Here is an 18,560-nt window from a genome sequence, read left to right as displayed (position 1 = left end):
CCTCATGGCATTATTACAAATTTCCGAGCCGGGCCAGAGCGCGGCTCCGCATGAACACAAGTGGGCGATCGGTATCGATCTTGGTACCACCAACTCCCTGGTGGCCGTGGTACGCAGCGGCCTGCCCGAGACCCTGACCGATGATCAGGGGCGCGACCTGTTGCCTTCGGTGGTGCACTACACCCAGGACGGTCTGCGGGTTGGTCATGACGCCAAGCACGAAGCCGAGTTTGATCCTGAGCACACCATCGCCTCGGTAAAACGGCTGATGGGCAAGGCATTGGCGGATATTCCCCGTCAGCGGCTGCCTTATTCGTTCAGGGAAACCGGCACCGGCGTCATCGAGTTGAACACCCCTCTGGGAGCGGTCAACCCGGTGCAGGTGTCGGCCGAGATCCTGAAAACGCTGGCACAAAGAGCCGAGCACAGCCTGGGCAACCCGGTTCAGGGCGCCGTAATTACCGTGCCGGCCTATTTCGATGATGCCCAGCGCCAGGGCACCAAGGATGCGGCCCGTCTGGCCGGTCTGGAAGTGTTGCGGTTGCTCAACGAGCCCACCGCCGCCGCCATCGCCTATGGCCTGGACTCCGGTCAGGAAGGGGTGATTGCGGTTTATGATCTGGGCGGCGGTACCTTCGATATCTCCATTCTGCGTCTGCACAAGGGCGTGTTCGAGGTGCTGGCCACCGGCGGCGACTCCTCCCTGGGCGGCGATGACTTCGATCATGCGCTGGCCGACTGGATTCAGCAGCAGGCCAACATCAGCGACATGACCCCCACCCAGCAGCGCAATCTGCTGGACGCGGCCTGTGCCGCCAAGCAGGCACTCACCGACAGCGACAGCGTCTCGGTGAGCTGGGCCGGCTGGCAGGGCACCCTGACTCGCGCCGACTTCGATGCGTTGATCCTGCCCTGGGTCAACAAGACGCTGATGGCGTGCCGTCGGGCCCTGAAAGACGCCGGCGTCACCGCCGATGAAGTACGGGAAGTGGTGATGGTTGGCGGCTCTACCCGGGTGCCGCTGGTACGCAGTCGGGTTGGCGAGTTTTTTGCGCGCGACCCCCTGACCAGCTTGGATCCGGACAAGGTGGTGGCCATCGGCGCCGCCATTCAGGCCGATGTGCTGATCGGCAACAAGCCGGACAGCGACATGCTGCTGCTGGACGTGATTCCGCTGTCGCTGGGGCTGGAAACCATGGGTGGCCTGGTGGAGAAAATCATTCCGCGCAACACCACCATACCGGTGGCCCGGGCGCAGGAATTCACCACCTTCAAGGACGGTCAGACCGCCATGGCCATTCATGTGGTGCAGGGCGAACGCGAGCTGGTGGCCGATTGCCGCTCGCTGGCCCGTTTCAACCTGACCGACATTCCGCCGATGGCGGCCGGTGCCGCCCACATTCGGGTCACTTTTCAGGTGGATGCAGACGGTTTGCTGTCGGTCAGCGCCATGGAAAAGTCTTCCGGGGTGCAGGCCGCCATCGAGGTGAAGCCGTCGTACGGGCTGAACGAAGCGGACATCGCCACCATGCTGAGCGCGTCTTTTGAACATGCCAAAGAAGACATAGACGCGCGCATGCTGGCCGAACAGAAAGTGGAAGCGGCGCGAGTGATTGAAAATATCGTCAGCGCGTTGGCTACCGATGGTGACGAACTGCTCAGCGAGCAGGAACGCGCCGAGATCCTGGCGTCTGTCGAGTCGCTGCAGCGAAGCGCCGAAGGACAGGATCTGGACGCCATCAAGGTGGCGATAGAAGAAACCGACAAGCAAACGGCCGATTTTGCTGCCCGCCGAATGGATGCTTCCATTCGCCGCGCGCTGGCCGGCCAACGAGTGGATAAGGTGTAACGATGCCGAAGATTGTTTTTCTGCCCCATGCCGAGCTGTGTCCCGAAGGGGCCGCGCTCGAGGCCAAGCTGGGTGAAACCGTACTGGATGTGGCCCTGCGCAATGGTATCGACATTGAGCACGCCTGCGAAAAGTCCTGTGCCTGTACTACCTGTCATGTCATAGTGCGGGAAGGCTTTGATTCGTTGGAAGAAAGCTGCGAACTGGAAGATGATATGCTGGACAAGGCCTGGGGTCTCGAACCCGAGTCGCGTCTGGGATGTCAGGCCCGGGTCAGCGAAGAGGATCTGGTAGTAGAGATCCCCAAATATACCGTGAACATGGTATCCGAAGGTCATTGACCGGGGAGGGCGTATGAGTCTTAAATGGACCGACAGTCGCGAAATAGCACTGGAGTTGCTGGATGCCTATCCGGAGACGGACCCCAAAACGGTGCGCTTTACCGACCTGCACCAGTGGATCTGCGAGCTGGAAGACTTTGATGACGATCCCGCTCACTCCAGCGAACGCATCCTCGAGGCCATCATCATGGTCTGGATGGATGAATACGAATAAAGCGGCAAGCAGCAAGGGTGAGGAGTGAATCGTAAGGCGAGAGGTGTTTAACCCCTAACTCCTCACCCTTTACCCTTACCGTTTTTGACTCAATGCTTATAGCTGCTCTTAAGCCACAGTCCTTCTGTGGCTTTTTCCGTTTTTCAGTCAACAGAACAAGGAATGATCATGCCTGCAATGATGAAGGTCGTACTCTGTGCCGAAGCCGCTCCTGCGCAATGGGGCGACAAGGCACTGTTGAGTTTTAAGGACGACGAAGCCCGGGTTCATGTACCCAATGCCGCCGAGCAGGAGCGCAAGGCGCAGCAGGCCGGGCGCAAGCTTGATGCCATGGGTATCAAGGCGGTACAACTGAGCGGCGATGGCTGGCAGCTGGAAAGCCGCTGGGCCTTTGCCCAGGGTTTCTATAATGCCCGTGGCGGTCAGCAACTGGAGTGGGGCGAGATGTCCGCCGATGAGCTGGTCGAGCTGGAAGCCCGCAACCGCTCTTCCCGCTGGGTGCGCAAGATGATCAACGGCACCCCGGAAGAGGTTTACCCGGCCTTTCTCGCCGCCGAGGCGGGCAAGTTCATTCAGTCGCTGGCCCCCGATGCGGTCAGCTATCGCACTTACAGCGGCGAGCAGCTAAAGGATCTGGGCTACGTGGGTATCTATGAAGTCGGCCGGGGCAGCGAGCGTCCGCCCACCCTGCTGGAGCTGGACTTCAACCCGACGGGCAACGCCGATGCGCCGGTTGCCGCGGCGCTGGTGGGCAAGGGCATTACCTTCGACTCCGGCGGTTACAGCCTCAAGTCGTCCGACGGTATGGCGGTGATGAAGTCCGACATGGGCGGCGCCGCTACCGTGACCGGCGCCCTGGCATTGGCCATTCAGCGCGGCCTGCAGCAGCGGGTCAAGCTGTTCCTGTGCTGTGCCGAAAACCTGGTCTCCGGCCATGCTTTCAAGCTGGGTGACATTCTCACCTACAAGAACGGCATCACGGTTGAAATCCTCAACACCGATGCGGAAGGCCGCCTGGTACTGGCCGATGGTCTGCTGGCCGCCGGCGCCACCGGTGCGCCCTTTATCCTGGATGCGGCTACGCTGACCGGCGCCGCCAAGATGGCCCTGGGCCGGGATTACAACGCCGTGTTCAGCATGAACGAGGCGCTTGCCCAGAGTACGGTACAGGCGGCTCGCGCCGAATCCGAGAAAGCCTGGCATCTGCCGCTGGAGCCGTTCCACGTGGGCCAGCTGACCTCGTCGTTTGCCGACATGGCCAACATTCACGGTGGCGAAGGCATGGCCGGTGCCTCTACCGCCGCCGCTTTCCTGTCGCGCTTCGTGCCGGAAAATGGCTGCCAGTGGGTGCACATGGACTTGTCCGGTTCTTACCAGAAGTCGGCCAACGATCTGTGGGCGGCCGGTGGCAAGGGCCACGGCGTGCGGACCATCGCCGCCATGCTGGCCCAGGTGTGCGAAGGGAAACACTAAGCGTTTGTAAGTATCTCTGGTCACCATTCGAAGCGTCTGCTTACCGTGATAACGAGGTAGCAGGGCCGCCTCCTCCGACACGCTACAAGTACATCCTTGTAGGCTCGCACATGCCATCCCTGGCATGTGACGGTCGGCTGAGGCAATCCCTGTTACCTCGTCTTGATGCCGAGTGGCTGCGGATAATACAAACAGGCGACGCCGAAGCTTAAAGGAGGACAAAGGGATCTGCTCCGCCGACCTTCTGTTTCAGGGATGAAACAGAGAGCCCCCATGGATGGGTCTACGGCGAGTCGGCGGAGCGGGCCCTTTGTCCGGGATTGGTATGACAGCCTTTGTCCGATCTATGTACCGGCTTTTGTCCAACGACAGGTGCAATTAAATTATCCGGCAATGGTGTTAACTTGAGCCGGCTTTACGTATAATTCCGCGCGTTTTATTCTGTCCTATTTATCATTTAAGGAACAAACATGGCTATCGAACGTACTTTTTCCATCATCAAGCCTGATGCCGTAGCAAAGAACCTGATCGGTGCCATCTATCACCGTTTTGAAACTGCCGGCCTGAAAATCGTTGCCGCCAAAATGGTACACCTGAGCCAGGAACAGGCTGAAGGTTTCTACGCCGAGCACAGCGAGCGTCCTTTCTTCAAGGCTCTGGTCAGCTTCATGACTTCCGGCCCGGTAATGGTTCAGGTTCTGGAAGGCGAAAACGCCGTACTGCGTCACCGTGAAATCATGGGCGCCACCAACCCGGCCGACGCCCTGGCCGGTACCCTGCGTGCCGACTACGCCGACAGCATCGACGAAAACGCCGTGCACGGCTCCGATGCCGCCGCTTCTGCCGCGCGCGAAATCGCTTATTTCTTCAGCGACGAAGAACTGTGCCCGCGTACCCGCTAAGGGATAAGGTTCGGTGAATAAAAAAGGAGCTTCGGCTCCTTTTTTTGTGTCCGATATCCTGCTGTTATGAATTTTTTGTTAATTGTGTACGATTTATCTGTGAAAGATGTTTACATTATTTTTTACATAAATCATTATATTGATGTGGTTATCGTATACACAATATGAACATGCAGGGAGCAATAATGACTACAAAATCATCGGCCCGTCCTTCACAGGCCCGTCCAGAAGATGAAAACCTCGGTGTTGGTGCCAATATCGCTTACGGTTTTCAGCACGTACTGACCATGTACGGCGGCATTATTGCCGTGCCGCTTATCGTGGGGCAGGCCGCCGGCCTGGGCTCGGCGGAAATCGGCATGTTGATCGCCGCCTCATTGTTTATCGGTGGCATCGCCACCTTGCTGCAAACCATGGGCTTGCCCTTCTTCGGTTGTCAGTTGCCGTTGGTACAGGGTGTGTCCTTCGCCAGTGTGGCGACTATAGTGGCCATCGTGACCTCGGGCGGGGGCCTGCCATCGGTGTTTGGCGCCGTGATTGCCGCTTCGGTGATTGGCTTTCTGATCACCCCCATCTTTTCCAAAATCATCAAATTCTTTCCGCCACTGGTAACCGGGGCCGTGATCACCACCATAGGTCTGACGCTGATGCCGGTGGCGGCACGCTGGGCCATGGGTGGCAACAGCCGGGCCGAAGATTTCGGCAGTATGACCAACATCGGTCTGGCTGCCATGACGCTGGCGATGGTGCTGGTGTTGAGCAAACTGGGTAATGCGGCCATCAGCCGTCTGTCCATTCTGCTGGCCATGGTGTTCGGTACCCTGGGTGCCTGGGCCATGGGGCTGGTTGATTTCTCCCGCGTACTGGACGGCCCGGTGTTTGCCTTTCCGACCCCGTTCCACTTCGGTGCACCGGTGTTTGAAGTGGCGGCCATTATCTCCATGCTGATCGTGGTACTGGTAATTCTGGTGGAAACCTCCGCCGATATTCTGGCGGTGGGTGACATCATCGACACCAAGGTCGACTCTCGCCGTCTGGGGGATGGTCTGCGCGCCGACATGATTTCCAGTGCCGTGGCGCCGCTGTTTGGCTCTTTCACCCAGAGCGCCTTCGCCCAGAACGTGGGGCTGGTGGCGGTAACCGGCGTCAAGAGCCGTTACGTGGTGGCCTTTGCCGGTCTGATCCTGATGACCCTGGGTCTGATGCCCATCATGGGCCGGGTGATTGCCACCGTACCGACTTCCGTCCTGGGTGGCGCCGGTATCGTGTTGTTCGGCACCGTGGCCGCCAGTGGTATTCGCACCCTGGCCAAGGTGAACTATCACAACAACATGAACCTGATTATCGTGGCTACCTCTATCGGTTTCGGCATGCTGCCCATCGCGGCACCTTCTTTCTATCATCACTTCCCGGACTGGTTTGCCACCATCTTCCACTCCGGCATCAGCTCTACCGCCATCATGGCCATACTGTTGAACCTGCTGTTCAACCACGTGAAAGTGGGTAACTCGGACAAACAGTCGGTCTTCTCCGCCGGTACCGAGCGCACCATTCGTCAGGAAGACATTTCCTGCCTGAGCGAAGGGGATTACTTCACCGATGGCAAGCTGTTCGATGCCGACGGTAATGAAGTGACCATCGAGGGCAGCAAGAAAACCCGCTCTTCGGCCAGGATCGACATCAATAAACCGCTCACCGATCACTAAGCCCGGAACGACTCTCTTCCGCCACTCGAAGGAGGAGAGACGACAGGGGTGAAAGAATCGGTCAGCCACGCCGCCTCGTTATGAGGCGGCGTTTTATTTTGCGGGCTTTCGCAGCGGTCGAAGTGCCACTACTGGCAACCCCATGCTAAATTCTGTACAATTTCGCGCCCTGTGGGCCCTGGTCAGAAAGCGAGAGGCAACCGATGAGTGAAACAAAAATAAACCTGCTGGATCTGGATCGTGATGGCATGCGTGCGTTCTTCAGTGAACTGGGCGAGAAGCCGTTCCGGGCCGATCAGGTGATGAAATGGATTTATCACTTCGGTTGTGACGATTTCGAGCAGATGACCAATATCAACAAGGTGCTGCGCGCCAAGCTGCAGCAGCGGGCCGAGATCCGCGCGCCGGAAATCAGCGTCGAGAAAAAATCCGCCGACGGCACCATCAAGTGGGCCATGCTGGTGGGCGGTCAGGAAGTGGAAACCGTCTATATACCCGATGGCGACCGCGCCACCCTGTGCGTGTCTTCCCAGGTGGGTTGTGCGCTGGATTGCAAATTCTGCTCCACCGCTCAGCAGGGCTTCAACCGTAACCTCAAGGTGTCCGAGATCATCGGCCAGGTATGGCGTGCCGCCAGCCGGGTGGGCTTTGTGCGCGACTCGGGTCGCAAGCCGATCACCAATGTGGTGATGATGGGCATGGGCGAGCCGCTGCTCAACCTGAACAACGTGGTACCGGCGATGAAACTGATGCTGGAAGACTACGGTTTCGGTCTGTCCAAGCGCCGGGTCACCCTGTCTACTTCCGGTGTGGTACCGGCGCTGGACAAGATGGCCGACATGATTGATGTGGCGCTGGCGGTGTCTTTGCACGCCCCCAACGACAAGCTGCGCTCCGAGATCATGCCGATTAACGACAAGTACAATATTGCCGAGTTGATCGCCAGCATTCGTCGTTACCTTGCGGTATCCAACGCCAATCATGGCAAGGTGACCATCGAATACGTGCTGCTTGATCACGTCAACGACGACATGCAGCATGCCCACGAGCTTGCCGAGCTGTTGAAAGACCTGCCCTGCAAGATCAACCTGATTCCGTTCAATCCCTTCCCGGGCAATGATTACGGCAAGCCGAGCAACAGCCGTATCGATCGCTTCAACAAGGTGCTGATGCAATACGGTAACACCGTGACCATTCGCAAGACCCGCGGCGACGATATCGATGCCGCCTGTGGCCAGCTGGTCGGCGATGTGATCGATCGTACCAAGCGCACCATGAAAAAACGGATGCAGGAACAAAGTATATCCGTCACAATGGTTTAAGAAAAAAACCATTGGTGTAAAGGGAATGCGAACGCTTATTCTGTTGCCCGCGCTGCTGATGGGATCCATCTTGAGTGGTTGTGTTCATGAAACCACTTATTTGTCTGATGGACGTCAGTCCCGGGAAGTGATGTTCGCGCCGTCGGAAGCGGCGTTAACTCGAATGAATCTTGGTTTGGCCTACTTGCGGCGCGGAGATACGGAGCAGGCCAAGTTTAATCTTGACCGGGCCCTGGCTCAGGATCCGCAGAATGCCGACGTTCACCTTGCTCGCGCCTGGTTTTATCAGTCGGTATCGGATGTTGAACAGGCTGAACACAGTTACCGCCAGGTGCTGAAGCTGGACCCCAACCATGGCGATGGCCTGAACAATTACGGCGTTTTTCTGTGTGGACGGGAACGTTTCGATGACGCGGATGTCATGTTCAGAAGGGCGATAGTGTCACCTGGCTATGTACAGGTGGCAGACAGCTACGAAAATGCGGCCATGTGCGCCATTCGAGGTGGTAAACCAGCGGTTGCTCTCGACTATTTCAGGCTGGCGCTGGAGTACAGTCCGGCCAGATCGAAGGCCCTGCTGGGGATGGCCGAACTGCTGGCAGAGCAGGGGGATAACGGGGATGCACTCGACTATCTTGCCCGCTATCGCAACGAGCATCAGCCCAGTGCACAGAGCTTATGGTTAACAGTGCGTACCGCAGAGGCACAAGGCAGTGTGGCGCAAGCCCAGTTGGCCGGTGCCGAGCTGGTACGGTTATTTCCGGATTCAGAACAGGCCAGGCGATTCTTATCAAATGACTATTAACGAAGCAGATCCGCAGCCTCAGGCTGAAGTAGAATCAGAACCAGTAGTAACAGCCGGTCCCGGCGCCCTGTTGCGTGAAGCGCGAGAAGCCAAGGGGTGGACCCAGGCTGAAGTGGCCCGTCGCCTTAACCTGAGGCTGGCGGTCATCGAGTCTATCGACGGCGATCAATACAAGGCCGGGGTTGCACTTACCTTTTTGCGTGGCTACGTCAAAGCCTATGCCAAGGTGGTGGGGGTCAGTGAACAACAGGCGCTGGCCGCCTTCGATAGCATGAGTGGCATCGAACAGATCAAGGCCTCAGCCCCCATGCAGAGCTTTTCCAGAAAAACCCGGCAGCAGGCCAGCGACAACTGGCTCAAACGGATCAGCTGGCTGGTGCTGCTAGGCTTGATTGGTTCCTTGTTTTACTGGTGGTGGCAGGACAGCGGCTCCAGCTACATGGTACCCAGCTTTGAGCCTGCAACCGAGCAACAGGAGGTGTCGACACCCGAGGCGGATATTCCGGTGGTTGCTCCCCAATTGACGCTTCCTCCCGCCCCGGCGAGTGAAATGGATACCACGGCGGAGGTGACGCCGCCTTCTTCGGCGCCGGTTGCGGCAACCGAGAACCAGCCGGCAGACGTTAGCACGCCGGTCGTAGCAGAGACCCTTGAGGCGACTGTCGAGCCGGAAGTCGACACGCCGGCGGCCAATCCCCGCCTGCTGACCATGCGCTTTACCGACGATTGCTGGATCAAGGTGACCGACAGCCAAGGACGGGTGTTGTCCGAAGGGGTACAAAAAGCCAGCCAGTCGTTGAACCTGGAAGGGGAGCCGCCGTTTCGTCTGACGCTGGGTGCGCCGCAGGCGGCCAGCATCGAGTATTTGAACCAGGCGGTGGATATGTCCGCCTTCCGCGCCGGCCGGGTAGCCCGCCTGACCGTACCGAAACCCTGATTAATGCAAGAGTAAATGATGTCCCTACATGAAACCCCCATCGTTCGTCGCCTGTCCAAACAAATTCGCGTTGGCTCTGTGCTGGTGGGGGGAGATGCCCCCATCAGCGTTCAGACCATGACCAATACCCTGACCACGGATGTCGCGGCGACCCTGGCCCAGATTCGGGCGGTAGAAAAGGCCGGTGCCGACATAGTGCGGATCTCGGTACCGACCATGGAGGCGGCCGAGGCTTTCAAGTTGATCCGTGCCGGCACCAGCATGCCGCTGGTGGCCGATATTCACTTCGATTACCGTATCGCCCTGCAAGTGGCCGAATATGGCGCCGACTGTCTGAGGATCAATCCGGGTAACATCGGCCGCGAAGACCGGATTCGGGCGGTGGTGGACTGCGCGCGGGACAAGGGCATTCCCATTCGCATCGGCGTCAACGGTGGCTCGCTGGAAAAGGATCTGCAGGAAAAATACGGCGAACCCACTCCGGCGGCGCTGGTGGAGTCGGCGCTGCGCCATGTGGAGATTCTGGACAGGCTCAACTTCGATCAGTTCAAGGTCAGCGTCAAGGCCTCCGATGTTTTCCTGGCGGTCGGCGCCTATCGGGAGCTGGCGCGTCAGATAGAGCAGCCGTTGCACCTGGGCATCACCGAAGCCGGTGGTTTTCGCAGCGGCGCGGTCAAGTCCGCCATCGGTCTGGGCATGCTGCTGGCCGAAGGCATCGGCGACACCCTGCGCATCTCGCTGGCGGCCGATCCGGTAGAAGAAATCAAGGTCGGTTTTGATATTCTCAAGTCCCTGCGCATTCGCTCCCGGGGCATCAACTTCATCGCCTGTCCGTCCTGCTCCCGTCAGGAATTTGATGTGATCAGCACCGTCAACGAGCTGGAAAGCCGGCTGGAAGACATAGTGGTACCGATGGACGTGTCCATTATCGGCTGCGTGGTCAATGGTCCCGGCGAGGCGCTGATTTCCGATCTCGGTCTGGCCGGTGCCCAGCGCAAGAGCGCCCTCTACGATGGCGGCGAGCGGGTGGGGCGGCTCGACAACACCCGGCTGGTGGACGAGCTGGAAAGCCGCATTCGGGCCAAGGTGGCGATGATGGATCCGGCCGCCCGTATTCCGGTGCAGGGCAAAGACTGAGGCTTGGGGTCAACCGAGTGCCGGCCGAACGCCGGTAGCAGGGTGGCTCAGCCGACCGTGACATGCTAGGGATGGCATGTCCGAGCCCCCACGGAGGGGTTTACGGCGTGTCGGTGTGCCTCCTGCTGCTGGCGTGCTTCACCTCTTCAGACCACTGACACTCTTTTGATTCCAGACCGATTAGCATTCAATTTATTTTAAGCCGTCAACCATAGAGATATTTTCGTGGCCAAACAGATTCAAGCAATTCGTGGAATGAACGACTGCCTGCCGGAACAGACACCGGCATGGCAACAGGCAGAAGCGGTACTGCGTGACCTTATGCGTGCCTATGGTTACGCCGAAGTGCGCATGCCGATCATGGAAGTCACCGGCCTGTTCAAGCGGGCCATCGGTGAAGTGACCGACGTGGTCGAAAAGGAAATGTATACCTTTGACGATCGCAACGGCGACAGCATGACTCTGCGACCCGAAGGCACCGCCGGCTGTGTGCGTGCCGGTATCGAGCATGGCCTGCTTTACAACCAGGAACGCCGCATGTGGTACATGGGCCCCATGTTCCGCTACGAGCGTCCCCAGAAGGGCCGTTATCGCCAGTTTCATCAGTTCGGGGTGGAAGTATTCGGGCTGCAGGGTCCTGACATCGACGCCGAGCTGATCATGCTCACCGCCCGGCTGTGGAAAACGCTTGGCGTCAGCGAGCATCTGGTACTGCAACTGAACAGCCTGGGCCAGCCCGAAGAGCGGGCCGAATACCGTCAGGCGCTGGTGGCGTATCTGGAGCAGCATAAAGACCAGCTGGATGAAGACAGCCAGCGCCGTCTGTACACCAATCCTCTGCGGGTGCTGGACAGCAAGAACCCGCAGGTTCAGGCGCTGCTGCAGGACGCACCGGTATTAAGCGACTACTTCGGCGAGCAGACTCAGGCCCACTTTGAGGGACTGAAGGCGCTGTTGACGTCCGCCGGTATCGGCTTCGAGATCAACCCGCGCCTGGTGCGGGGTCTGGACTATTACAACCTGACCGTTTTTGAATGGGTAACCGAGAGCCTGGGGGCTCAGGGTACCGTTTGTGGCGGTGGCCGCTACGACGGTCTGGTGGAGCAGCTGGGTGGTCAGGCCACGCCGGCGGTGGGCTTTGCCATGGGCATGGAGCGGCTGGTGCTGCTGCTGGACACCCTCAACCAGGTTGACGCACAGCCGGCGCTGGCCGATGTGTATCTGGCGATGATGGGCGACAACAGTCAGGTGGCCGGCTTTGCTCTGGCCGAGCAGTTGCGTGATCAACTGCCGGGTCTGCGGGTGATGAGTCACTGTGGCGGCGGCAACTTCAAAAAGCAGCTGAAACGGGCCGACAAGAGCGGAGCGGGCATCGCGCTGATCCTGGGAGAAGACGAGATTGCCAGAGGCGAAGTGACGGTCAAGTATCTGCGCGGCCAGGGCGAGCAACAGACACTGGCGGTGAACGACATGATTGAACAGCTCAAGAAGGGGATCTAAGTGGATATTAACAGCACGGAAGAGCAGCAACTCGAGACCCTTAAACAGTGGTGGCAGGAGTATGGCAAGTCCATTATTCTGGGCGCGGTCATTGGCCTGGGTGGCTTGTTTGGCTGGCGTTATTACCAGAGTCATCAGATTGAGACACGCGCCGCCGGCGCCGATGCCTTTGCACAGATAAGCGAGCAACTGGCCAGCAAGGGCCCGGCGGCATTCGACGATGCCGCGGCTTTTGTCGAGCAGAACCGAGGCAACAGTTACGGCGAGCTGGCGGCCCTGCTGCTGGCGGCCGAAGCGGTCAAGGCCAACAAGCTGGATCTGGCGCAACAACAGCTGGAACTGGCCCTGGCCGGCACCGAAGATGCGGCGCTGTCTGACACCATTCGTTTGCGTCTGGCCCGGGTGTTACTGGCACAGAATCAGCTGGCCGAAGCCCAGTCTACCCTTGACGCCATTACGGCCGATGCCTTCGCCGCCCAGCGCAGCGAAGTGCAGGGCGATATTCTGATGGCCGAAGGCAAGGCCGACGACGCCCGTGACGCCTATCGTGCGGCGCGGGATGCGGGTGGCCTGAATGATAATCCGGGTCTGCAGCTGAAGCTGGATAACCTGGCGGTCTCTGCCGAGCTGGGTGACGAGGAATGATCATGCATAAACGGTTGACCATGATGTTGCCGCTGGTATTCGGGTTGGGCCTGAGCGCCTGTTCCAGCCAGCCGGAAGTGGCTCCGGCAAGTCCTCTGCCCGACATCAGCAATACCCTGGATACCGACACACGCTGGTCGACCTCGGTCGGCAACGGCGTTGGCGACTTCTATTCCCAGCTCAGCCCGGTGGTTGACGGCGAGCGGGTATTTGCCGCCTCCCGCGACGGCGTGCTGGCCGCCTATGCGCGTGACAGCGGTGATCGCGCGTGGCAGCTGCGGCTGGACAAGCTGGACATCAACGATAACCAGCGCAGTCCGCGTATTTCCGGCGGCCTGACCGCCGCCTACGGCAACCTGTACTTTGGCTCCGAAAACGGCATCGTCTATGCCGTTTCCCAGTCGGACGGCAAGCTGCTGTGGACCCGTGAGGTGCCCGGCGAGGTACTGGCGGCCCCGGCGGTAGATGAAGGCAAGGTGGTGGTGCACACCAGCGCCGGTAATCTGGTGGCGCTGGATGCGGTCAGCGGCGAGCAGCAGTGGCAGTTGCGTAACGAGCAGCCCAGCCTGACCCTGCGCAGCATGGCCACCCCGGTCACCACCGGCGGCGCCGTGCTCTACGGCCGGGCCGATGGCCGGCTGGGGATAGCCCTGCTGGCCAATGGTCAGCCGGTGCGCGATACCCGCATTGCCAGCCCGCGTGGCGCCACCGAGCTGGAGCGCATGGTCGACGTGGCGGCAAAACCGGTGATTCTGGGCGATATCCTGTTCACTATCGCTTATAATGGCCAATTGACCGCCCATCAGCTGATTTCGGGCCAGGAATTGTGGAAGCGCCAGTACCAGGGCTCTCAGGATCTGAGCACCGATGGTCGCCAGCTCTATATCAGTGACAGCCGCAGCCATCTGTTTGCGGTGGATGCGCGCAGTGGCATGGAGCTGTGGTCGAATACCGAGCTGGAAAATCGCCAGCTGACGGCCTCGGTGGTGTTCGGTGATTATCTGGTAGCAGGTGACGCCGAAGGTTATCTGTACTGGTTTGATCGTCAAAGTGGCGTGCTCAAGTCCTTGCAGCGCATCGACAGCGAGGGGCTGTATGTGGCACCTGTGGTGGCCGGCGATACCCTTTATGTGCAAAGCCGCGGCGGCGATCTGGTGGCCATCGGCCAGCCTTGATCCCGGCACAAGTGACACACCGGCTCCTGATCTCGGATCAGGAGCCGTTATTGTTTTTTGGAGACTGATTTTATGATGCCAGTAGTGGCTCTGGTGGGCCGCCCCAATGTGGGCAAATCCACCCTGTTTAACCGACTGACCCGTACTCGTGATGCGCTGGTGGCGAACTTTCCCGGTCTGACCCGGGACCGTAAATATGGCCAGGCCAAGATTGGCGAGCTGGAATTTATCGTGGTCGACACCGGTGGTATCGACGGCACCGAAGAAGGCATAGAGCTGAAAATGGCCGCGCAGTCGCTGGCCGCCATCGACGAAGCGGATGTGGTGCTGTTCATGGTCGATGCCCGCGCCGGCCTGACCTCGGCCGATGAAGCCATTGCCGCCCACCTGCGCCGCTGCCAGAAAGACACCCTGCTGGTGGTGAACAAAACGGACGGTATCGATGCCGACTCTGCCGTCAGCGAATTTTATCAGCTGGGCCTGGGCGAGCTTTATCCCATCGCCGCGACCCATGGCCGGGGCGTGCTGAGCCTGCTGGAAACAGCACTGGCTCCCCAGCTGGAAGAGCGGGCGGCCAAAGAGGAAGCCGAAGCACAGGCCTTGGCCGAAGCGCAAGCCGAAGACGACACCGCCGAAACCGGTGAATTCGATTTCGAGCAGGTGGACTTCGACGGCGACGATATCGACAGCGTTATCGCGGCGATGGACAAGATTGACGAAGCACAGGAGGTGCCGTTCGACGATCTGCCCATCAAGCTGGCCATCGTCGGTCGGCCCAATGTGGGCAAGTCGACCCTGACCAACCGTATTCTCGGTGAAGACCGGGTAGTGGTGTACGACATGCCGGGCACCACCCGCGATTCCGTTTACATTCCGATGAAGCGGGACGAGCAGGACTATATACTGATCGATACCGCCGGGGTACGCCGTCGGGGCAGAGTCCATGAAACCGTCGAAAAATTTTCGGTGATCAAAACCCTGAAGGCGATTGAAGACGCCAACGTGGTGTTGCTGGTGCTGGATGCCCGTGAAGGCATTTCCGATCAGGATCTCAGCCTGCTGGGCTTCGTGCTCAACGCCGGTCGCAGTATCGTGCTGGCAGTGAACAAGTGGGATGGCCTGAATGAGGACGTGAAGGACGATATCAAGCGTGAGCTGGATCGCCGCCTCGGCTTTATCGACTTTGCCCGTCTGCACTTCATTTCGGCGCTGCACGGCAGTGGCGTGGGCAACTTGTTCGGATCCGTGATAGAGGCGTATCAATCGGCTACCAAGCGGGTCAACACCTCCATGCTGACCCGCATCATGATGATGGCGCAGGAAGATCACCAGCCGCCGCTGGTACGCGGTCGCCGGGTCAAGCTCAAGTACGCCCATGCCGGTGGCTACAACCCGCCGCGTATCATAGTGCACGGCAACCAGGTCAAGGATTTGCCGGAGTCCTACAAGCGTTACCTGATCAACTATTTCCGTCGTTCGTTGCAGGTGATGGGCACGCCGATTCGGGTCGAATTCAATGAAGGTGCCAACCCGTACGAGGGCATCAAGAACAAGCTGACCGAAACCCAGATGCGCAAACGTAAACGCATGATGCGTTTCAACAAGAAAAAATAATCACTCAAACGCCGGCTCAGCCGGCGTTTTTTATTAGAAAAAGTGAGGGGATAGGGGGAATAGCAATCTGATTCCCACTAAACAAATGATCTATTTAATCTTTGTATAAAAGTCGAACAAAGGGCCCGCTCCCCCGACTCGCCGTGAATCCCTCCTTGGAGGCTCAGCCGCGCCATCCGTGGCGCGGATGGTCGGCTGAGCAGATCCCTTCGTCCTCCTTGAAGCTCCGGCGTTGCCTGTAGATACCATCTGTCGGCAACTCGGTATTCCTGAAGAGGCAACAGAGATCGACTACCACGGCCGTGAAATGCCATGGCCGTAAAATGCTCCTGCCATTCCGGCATTCCCGCCATCCATGGCGGTCAGACAGCATTTCCGAGCCCTCAGGGGGCGAGCTTGCCTCGCCGTGACGAACGGTTGCAGCCTGACCGAACATCCAGTGGATGTTCGTAGTAGGCTGCAACTGTGAGTGTCATTTATCAGTGGCGTGTCGTGGGAGGCGGCTGTGTTGCCTCTGAGCTCGAGTTTGAAAATGATCAGATGTTTATTCAAGTTGGTATTACTCCTCCCCCCTCACGTAAAGTTCTTGGTCTAGTATGGATAGCAGGGGTCAAGGGGCCCTGTATGGATAACAGGAGGTTTTATGTACAGTTCACTGTTGGTGGCCGTGGACGGCTCGGAACATAGCAGAAAGGCGCTGACGCTGGCATGCCATCTGGCGCGTCAGGACGATGCCACAGTACATATTCTGCATGTTCCCGAGGTCTTGCCCCATGAAGCGACCCTGATCTGGGGCATTGGTGCCGTAGCCATCGGAGATGAACTCAAGGAGATGGATGCGGCCGGCAAGAAAGTGCTCGCCGGTGCCGAAGCCGAGGCCCGAAAACTCGGTGTGAAACATCTTCAGACGCATACCGCGCGGGGTGAGCCGGCGCGTGCCATCATGCACGAGGCGAAGGCGCTGGATGTCGATGTGATCGTCATGGGCTGTCGCGGGCTGGGAGATCTGGCGGGCTTGATGATGGGCAGCGTATCTCACAAGGTGAACCACGGTGCCGAGTGCGGGGTGATTACGATACGTTAATGGCTGTTCTGTACTGATTTATGTTCAGGCAGGGCAGGGAGTTCATACAGGGAGTGACGGCGGCGTCAGGCCGCCGAGTCGACGTTTATCTGGGTCAGAAAATAGGCATTGTTACGGCGCAGTATTTTACGGCGAACATCCTGCAGCAGTATTTTACGGCGGTGTGACCAGTTGGCCGGCTTGCGCTGTTTAAGCAGGGCGCGTCTTCGTTTCAACATGGTGAATTCCTCTTTAAATCGATACGGGCCGCCGGCGAGGTTATCGGCGCTCGGCGGCATAATATAATGTGGCGTTACAGCACTAAATATCAGGTTGCTGGGCCCGGGTAAAGTGACATTACCGTTAACTTTCCGGTTCTGCCGATGGGCTCTCATGCTGGGCGGTCAGGCCCGGGTCTGTGCCCGGATTGTCCTGCCACAGCAGACTCTGGTAATACTGCCGGATATTGTTGACGAACTGCCGTGTTTCCCGGCCGCGGGCATAACCGTAGCGGGTTTTTTTGTACCATCTGGGTTGATGCAGCAACGGCAGACTCTCCTTCACCGCAGTCCAGGAATTCGGATCCTGCTTGCGCAGTCGGGTCAGTCTGCGGGCATCCAGCAAATGGCCCAGACCGATATTATAGGCGGCCATCGCAAACCAGACCCGTTCACTGTCGGGAATGGCATCCGGCAACCGCGCTATCAGCGAGGCAAGATAATGCGCGCCGCCACGAATGCTTTGCTCCGGATCCAGCCGGTCGGAGACACCCACCTGTCTGGCGGTGTCTTCGGTCAGCATCATCATGCCACGCACGCCGGTATAAGAGCGGGCTTCTGGGTCCCAGTGCGACTCCTGGTAGCTGATGGCCGCCAGTAGCCGCCAGTCCAGCTCCCCCGCATAACGTTCGAACAACGGCTGGTAGTTGGGCAGTATGGTTTCCGTTCGGCGCAAAAAAGTGCGGGTATCGACGTAATCGAAGCTCTGCACATGACCGAAATATTTTTCATTCAGTCGCGCCAGGGTGCCGCTTGTTTGTTGCTGGTTGAAAAAAGTCAGCATCTGGCCGAGCAGGCTGTCGTCTGCCCGTCGGTCCAGCACCCAGGCCACCGGTTGCGGCTCACCCAGAGTAAAGGCGGCCTCGATATTGGGATAATAACGCTGGGTGCGAGCCAGCAGAATATCGGCCACCAGGGTATGATCCGCCCCCCCTTCGGCGACCTGACGCAGTAGGTCTTCCGCATCCGTATCCCGGCGGGTTTCCCAGTGCAGTTCCGGTAACTCCCGTTGCAGCTGGTGCAACGATTCGGCCTGGCTGGAGCCTGCCAGTACCCGGACTTCTCCCTCAATCTGGCTGGGATCCTTCGGCCGGGCGCTGCCCTTGCGATACACCAGGGTCTGGGCGATGTCATAATAGCTGGGGCCAAAGCGATACTGGGATCGCCGCTGCGGCGTGCTGGTCAGGCCGGCGGCCAGCATGTCGACCTTGCCGGTGTCGAGCAGGCTAAACAGCTCGTCCAGGCTGTAGGCGGGGACCATGGTCAGCTCCACGTCCAGCGAGTCGGCAAACCCCTGTGCCAGTTCGTAGTCCAGCCCTTCTTGCTGACCATCGCGCAAAAAGTAATAGAGCGGATGATAGAGGGTACCGACCCGCAAGGTGCCTCGGGCCTGGATCTGTTGCTGCTGGGTCTGGTTTTTTGGGTGAAGGTCGCAGCCGCTCAGGGTGATTAACCCCAGCAGCAGTGTGGCGTTGAACAGCATCGGCAGTAGGCGCAAAACAAATCCTCATACAAGACGACTGGCATCTTATAGCAGAAGTTAACCCTCTCGTCAGGCAAGAGCTGTCTTTTCGGGCAAGGTTGCGGAACAAACGACGG

At 58.9% G+C, this 18,560-nt stretch carries 17 protein-coding genes; 15 read left to right on the top strand and 2 right to left on the bottom strand.

What is annotated here, in order from left to right:
* The first annotated feature begins 4 nt into the window (after positions 1-4).
* The 15 genes from hscA (at position 5) to ABD827_RS00640 (ending at position 16,704) form a co-directional block, all read left to right on the top strand.
* On the top strand, positions 5-1,849 hold the full coding sequence (hscA, locus tag ABD827_RS00710) for a Fe-S protein assembly chaperone HscA (protein WP_344961435.1): 1,845 nt from the start codon (positions 5-7) through the stop codon (positions 1,847-1,849).
* Positions 1,850-1,851: 2 nt separating this feature from the next.
* Positions 1,852-2,190, top strand: coding sequence for an ISC system 2Fe-2S type ferredoxin (gene fdx, locus ABD827_RS00705; protein WP_104485300.1), 339 nt, complete (start codon positions 1,852-1,854; stop codon positions 2,188-2,190).
* Between the two features lie 13 nt (positions 2,191-2,203).
* Positions 2,204-2,404, top strand: a complete 201-nt coding sequence (gene iscX / locus ABD827_RS00700; protein WP_071471226.1) for a Fe-S cluster assembly protein IscX — start codon at positions 2,204-2,206, stop codon at positions 2,402-2,404.
* A 168-nt stretch (positions 2,405-2,572) separates the two neighbouring features.
* The gene (gene pepB / locus ABD827_RS00695) at positions 2,573-3,877 is read left to right on the top strand and encodes an aminopeptidase PepB (RefSeq protein ID WP_344961428.1); all 1,305 of its coding nucleotides are present in this window, start codon (positions 2,573-2,575) and stop codon (positions 3,875-3,877) included.
* Between the two features lie 470 nt (positions 3,878-4,347).
* Positions 4,348-4,779: a nucleoside-diphosphate kinase gene (gene ndk / locus ABD827_RS00690; protein ID WP_298715563.1), complete on the top strand. Its 432-nt coding sequence runs from the start codon at positions 4,348-4,350 to the stop codon at positions 4,777-4,779.
* 185 nt (positions 4,780-4,964) lie between these two features.
* Positions 4,965-6,485 carry a nucleobase:cation symporter-2 family protein gene (locus ABD827_RS00685; RefSeq protein WP_344961427.1) on the top strand — a complete coding sequence of 507 codons (1,521 nt, stop codon included), beginning with the start codon at positions 4,965-4,967 and terminating at the stop codon, positions 6,483-6,485.
* A 203-nt stretch (positions 6,486-6,688) separates the two neighbouring features.
* Positions 6,689-7,807: a dual-specificity RNA methyltransferase RlmN gene (gene rlmN / locus ABD827_RS00680; RefSeq protein WP_298715560.1), complete on the top strand. Its 1,119-nt coding sequence runs from the start codon at positions 6,689-6,691 to the stop codon at positions 7,805-7,807.
* 25 nt (positions 7,808-7,832) lie between these two features.
* Positions 7,833-8,612: a type IV pilus biogenesis/stability protein PilW gene (pilW, locus tag ABD827_RS00675; RefSeq protein WP_344961425.1), complete on the top strand. Its 780-nt coding sequence runs from the start codon at positions 7,833-7,835 to the stop codon at positions 8,610-8,612.
* Positions 8,602-9,549, top strand: a complete 948-nt coding sequence (locus ABD827_RS00670; RefSeq protein WP_344961423.1) for a RodZ domain-containing protein — start codon at positions 8,602-8,604, stop codon at positions 9,547-9,549. Before pilW ends, ABD827_RS00670 begins: the two co-directional genes overlap by 11 nt.
* Positions 9,550-9,567: 18 nt before the next feature.
* The gene (gene ispG, locus ABD827_RS00665; RefSeq protein ID WP_344961561.1) at positions 9,568-10,686 is read left to right on the top strand and encodes a flavodoxin-dependent (E)-4-hydroxy-3-methylbut-2-enyl-diphosphate synthase; all 1,119 of its coding nucleotides are present in this window, start codon (positions 9,568-9,570) and stop codon (positions 10,684-10,686) included.
* 225 nt (positions 10,687-10,911) lie between these two features.
* Positions 10,912-12,186, top strand: a complete 1,275-nt coding sequence (hisS, locus tag ABD827_RS00660) for a histidine--tRNA ligase (RefSeq protein WP_344961422.1) — start codon at positions 10,912-10,914, stop codon at positions 12,184-12,186.
* The gene (locus ABD827_RS00655) at positions 12,187-12,831 is read left to right on the top strand and encodes a YfgM family protein (RefSeq protein ID WP_344961420.1); all 645 of its coding nucleotides are present in this window, start codon (positions 12,187-12,189) and stop codon (positions 12,829-12,831) included.
* Between the two features lie 2 nt (positions 12,832-12,833).
* Positions 12,834-14,006 (top strand): outer membrane protein assembly factor BamB, encoded by a 1,173-nt coding sequence (gene bamB / locus ABD827_RS00650; RefSeq protein WP_344961419.1) that lies wholly within the window; start codon positions 12,834-12,836, stop codon positions 14,004-14,006.
* A 72-nt stretch (positions 14,007-14,078) separates the two neighbouring features.
* Positions 14,079-15,620 carry a ribosome biogenesis GTPase Der gene (gene der, locus ABD827_RS00645; protein WP_344961417.1) on the top strand — a complete coding sequence of 514 codons (1,542 nt, stop codon included), beginning with the start codon at positions 14,079-14,081 and terminating at the stop codon, positions 15,618-15,620.
* Positions 15,621-16,263: 643 nt separating this feature from the next.
* Positions 16,264-16,704, top strand: coding sequence for a universal stress protein (locus tag ABD827_RS00640; RefSeq protein ID WP_344961416.1), 441 nt, complete (start codon positions 16,264-16,266; stop codon positions 16,702-16,704).
* A 65-nt stretch (positions 16,705-16,769) separates the two neighbouring features.
* On the opposite strand, the gene ABD827_RS00635 is transcribed toward ABD827_RS00640, so the two are convergent.
* Complete coding sequence (locus ABD827_RS00635; RefSeq protein WP_298715543.1) at positions 16,770-16,922, bottom strand: hypothetical protein; 153 nt, start codon at positions 16,920-16,922, stop codon at positions 16,770-16,772.
* 124 nt (positions 16,923-17,046) lie between these two features.
* The gene (gene mltF, locus ABD827_RS00630) at positions 17,047-18,459 is read right to left on the bottom strand and encodes a membrane-bound lytic murein transglycosylase MltF (protein ID WP_344961413.1); all 1,413 of its coding nucleotides are present in this window, start codon (positions 18,457-18,459) and stop codon (positions 17,047-17,049) included.
* Positions 18,460-18,560 lie beyond the last annotated feature (101 nt).

It is taken from the genome of Oceanisphaera sediminis, assembly GCF_039539745.1.
Taxonomy (GTDB): domain Bacteria; phylum Pseudomonadota; class Gammaproteobacteria; order Enterobacterales; family Aeromonadaceae; genus Oceanimonas; species Oceanimonas sediminis.
Note: the sequence above shows the minus strand (reverse complement) of the source record. Positions and strands in the feature narration are given on the sequence as shown.

Coding starts and splice junctions, on each gene's coding strand:
- hscA (WP_344961435.1), top strand. CDS start 5: ATGGCATTATTACAAATTTCCGAGCCGGGCCAGAGCGCGGCTCCGCAT.
- fdx (WP_104485300.1), top strand. CDS start 1,852: ATGCCGAAGATTGTTTTTCTGCCCCATGCCGAGCTGTGTCCCGAAGGG.
- iscX (WP_071471226.1), top strand. CDS start 2,204: ATGAGTCTTAAATGGACCGACAGTCGCGAAATAGCACTGGAGTTGCTG.
- pepB (WP_344961428.1), top strand. CDS start 2,573: ATGCCTGCAATGATGAAGGTCGTACTCTGTGCCGAAGCCGCTCCTGCG.
- ndk (WP_298715563.1), top strand. CDS start 4,348: ATGGCTATCGAACGTACTTTTTCCATCATCAAGCCTGATGCCGTAGCA.
- ABD827_RS00685 (WP_344961427.1), top strand. CDS start 4,965: ATGACTACAAAATCATCGGCCCGTCCTTCACAGGCCCGTCCAGAAGAT.
- rlmN (WP_298715560.1), top strand. CDS start 6,689: ATGAGTGAAACAAAAATAAACCTGCTGGATCTGGATCGTGATGGCATG.
- pilW (WP_344961425.1), top strand. CDS start 7,833: ATGCGAACGCTTATTCTGTTGCCCGCGCTGCTGATGGGATCCATCTTG.
- ABD827_RS00670 (WP_344961423.1), top strand. CDS start 8,602: ATGACTATTAACGAAGCAGATCCGCAGCCTCAGGCTGAAGTAGAATCA.
- ispG (WP_344961561.1), top strand. CDS start 9,568: ATGTCCCTACATGAAACCCCCATCGTTCGTCGCCTGTCCAAACAAATT.
- bamB (WP_344961419.1), top strand. CDS start 12,834: ATGCATAAACGGTTGACCATGATGTTGCCGCTGGTATTCGGGTTGGGC.
- der (WP_344961417.1), top strand. CDS start 14,079: ATGATGCCAGTAGTGGCTCTGGTGGGCCGCCCCAATGTGGGCAAATCC.
- ABD827_RS00640 (WP_344961416.1), top strand. CDS start 16,264: ATGTACAGTTCACTGTTGGTGGCCGTGGACGGCTCGGAACATAGCAGA.
- ABD827_RS00635 (WP_298715543.1), bottom strand. CDS start 16,922: ATGTTGAAACGAAGACGCGCCCTGCTTAAACAGCGCAAGCCGGCCAAC.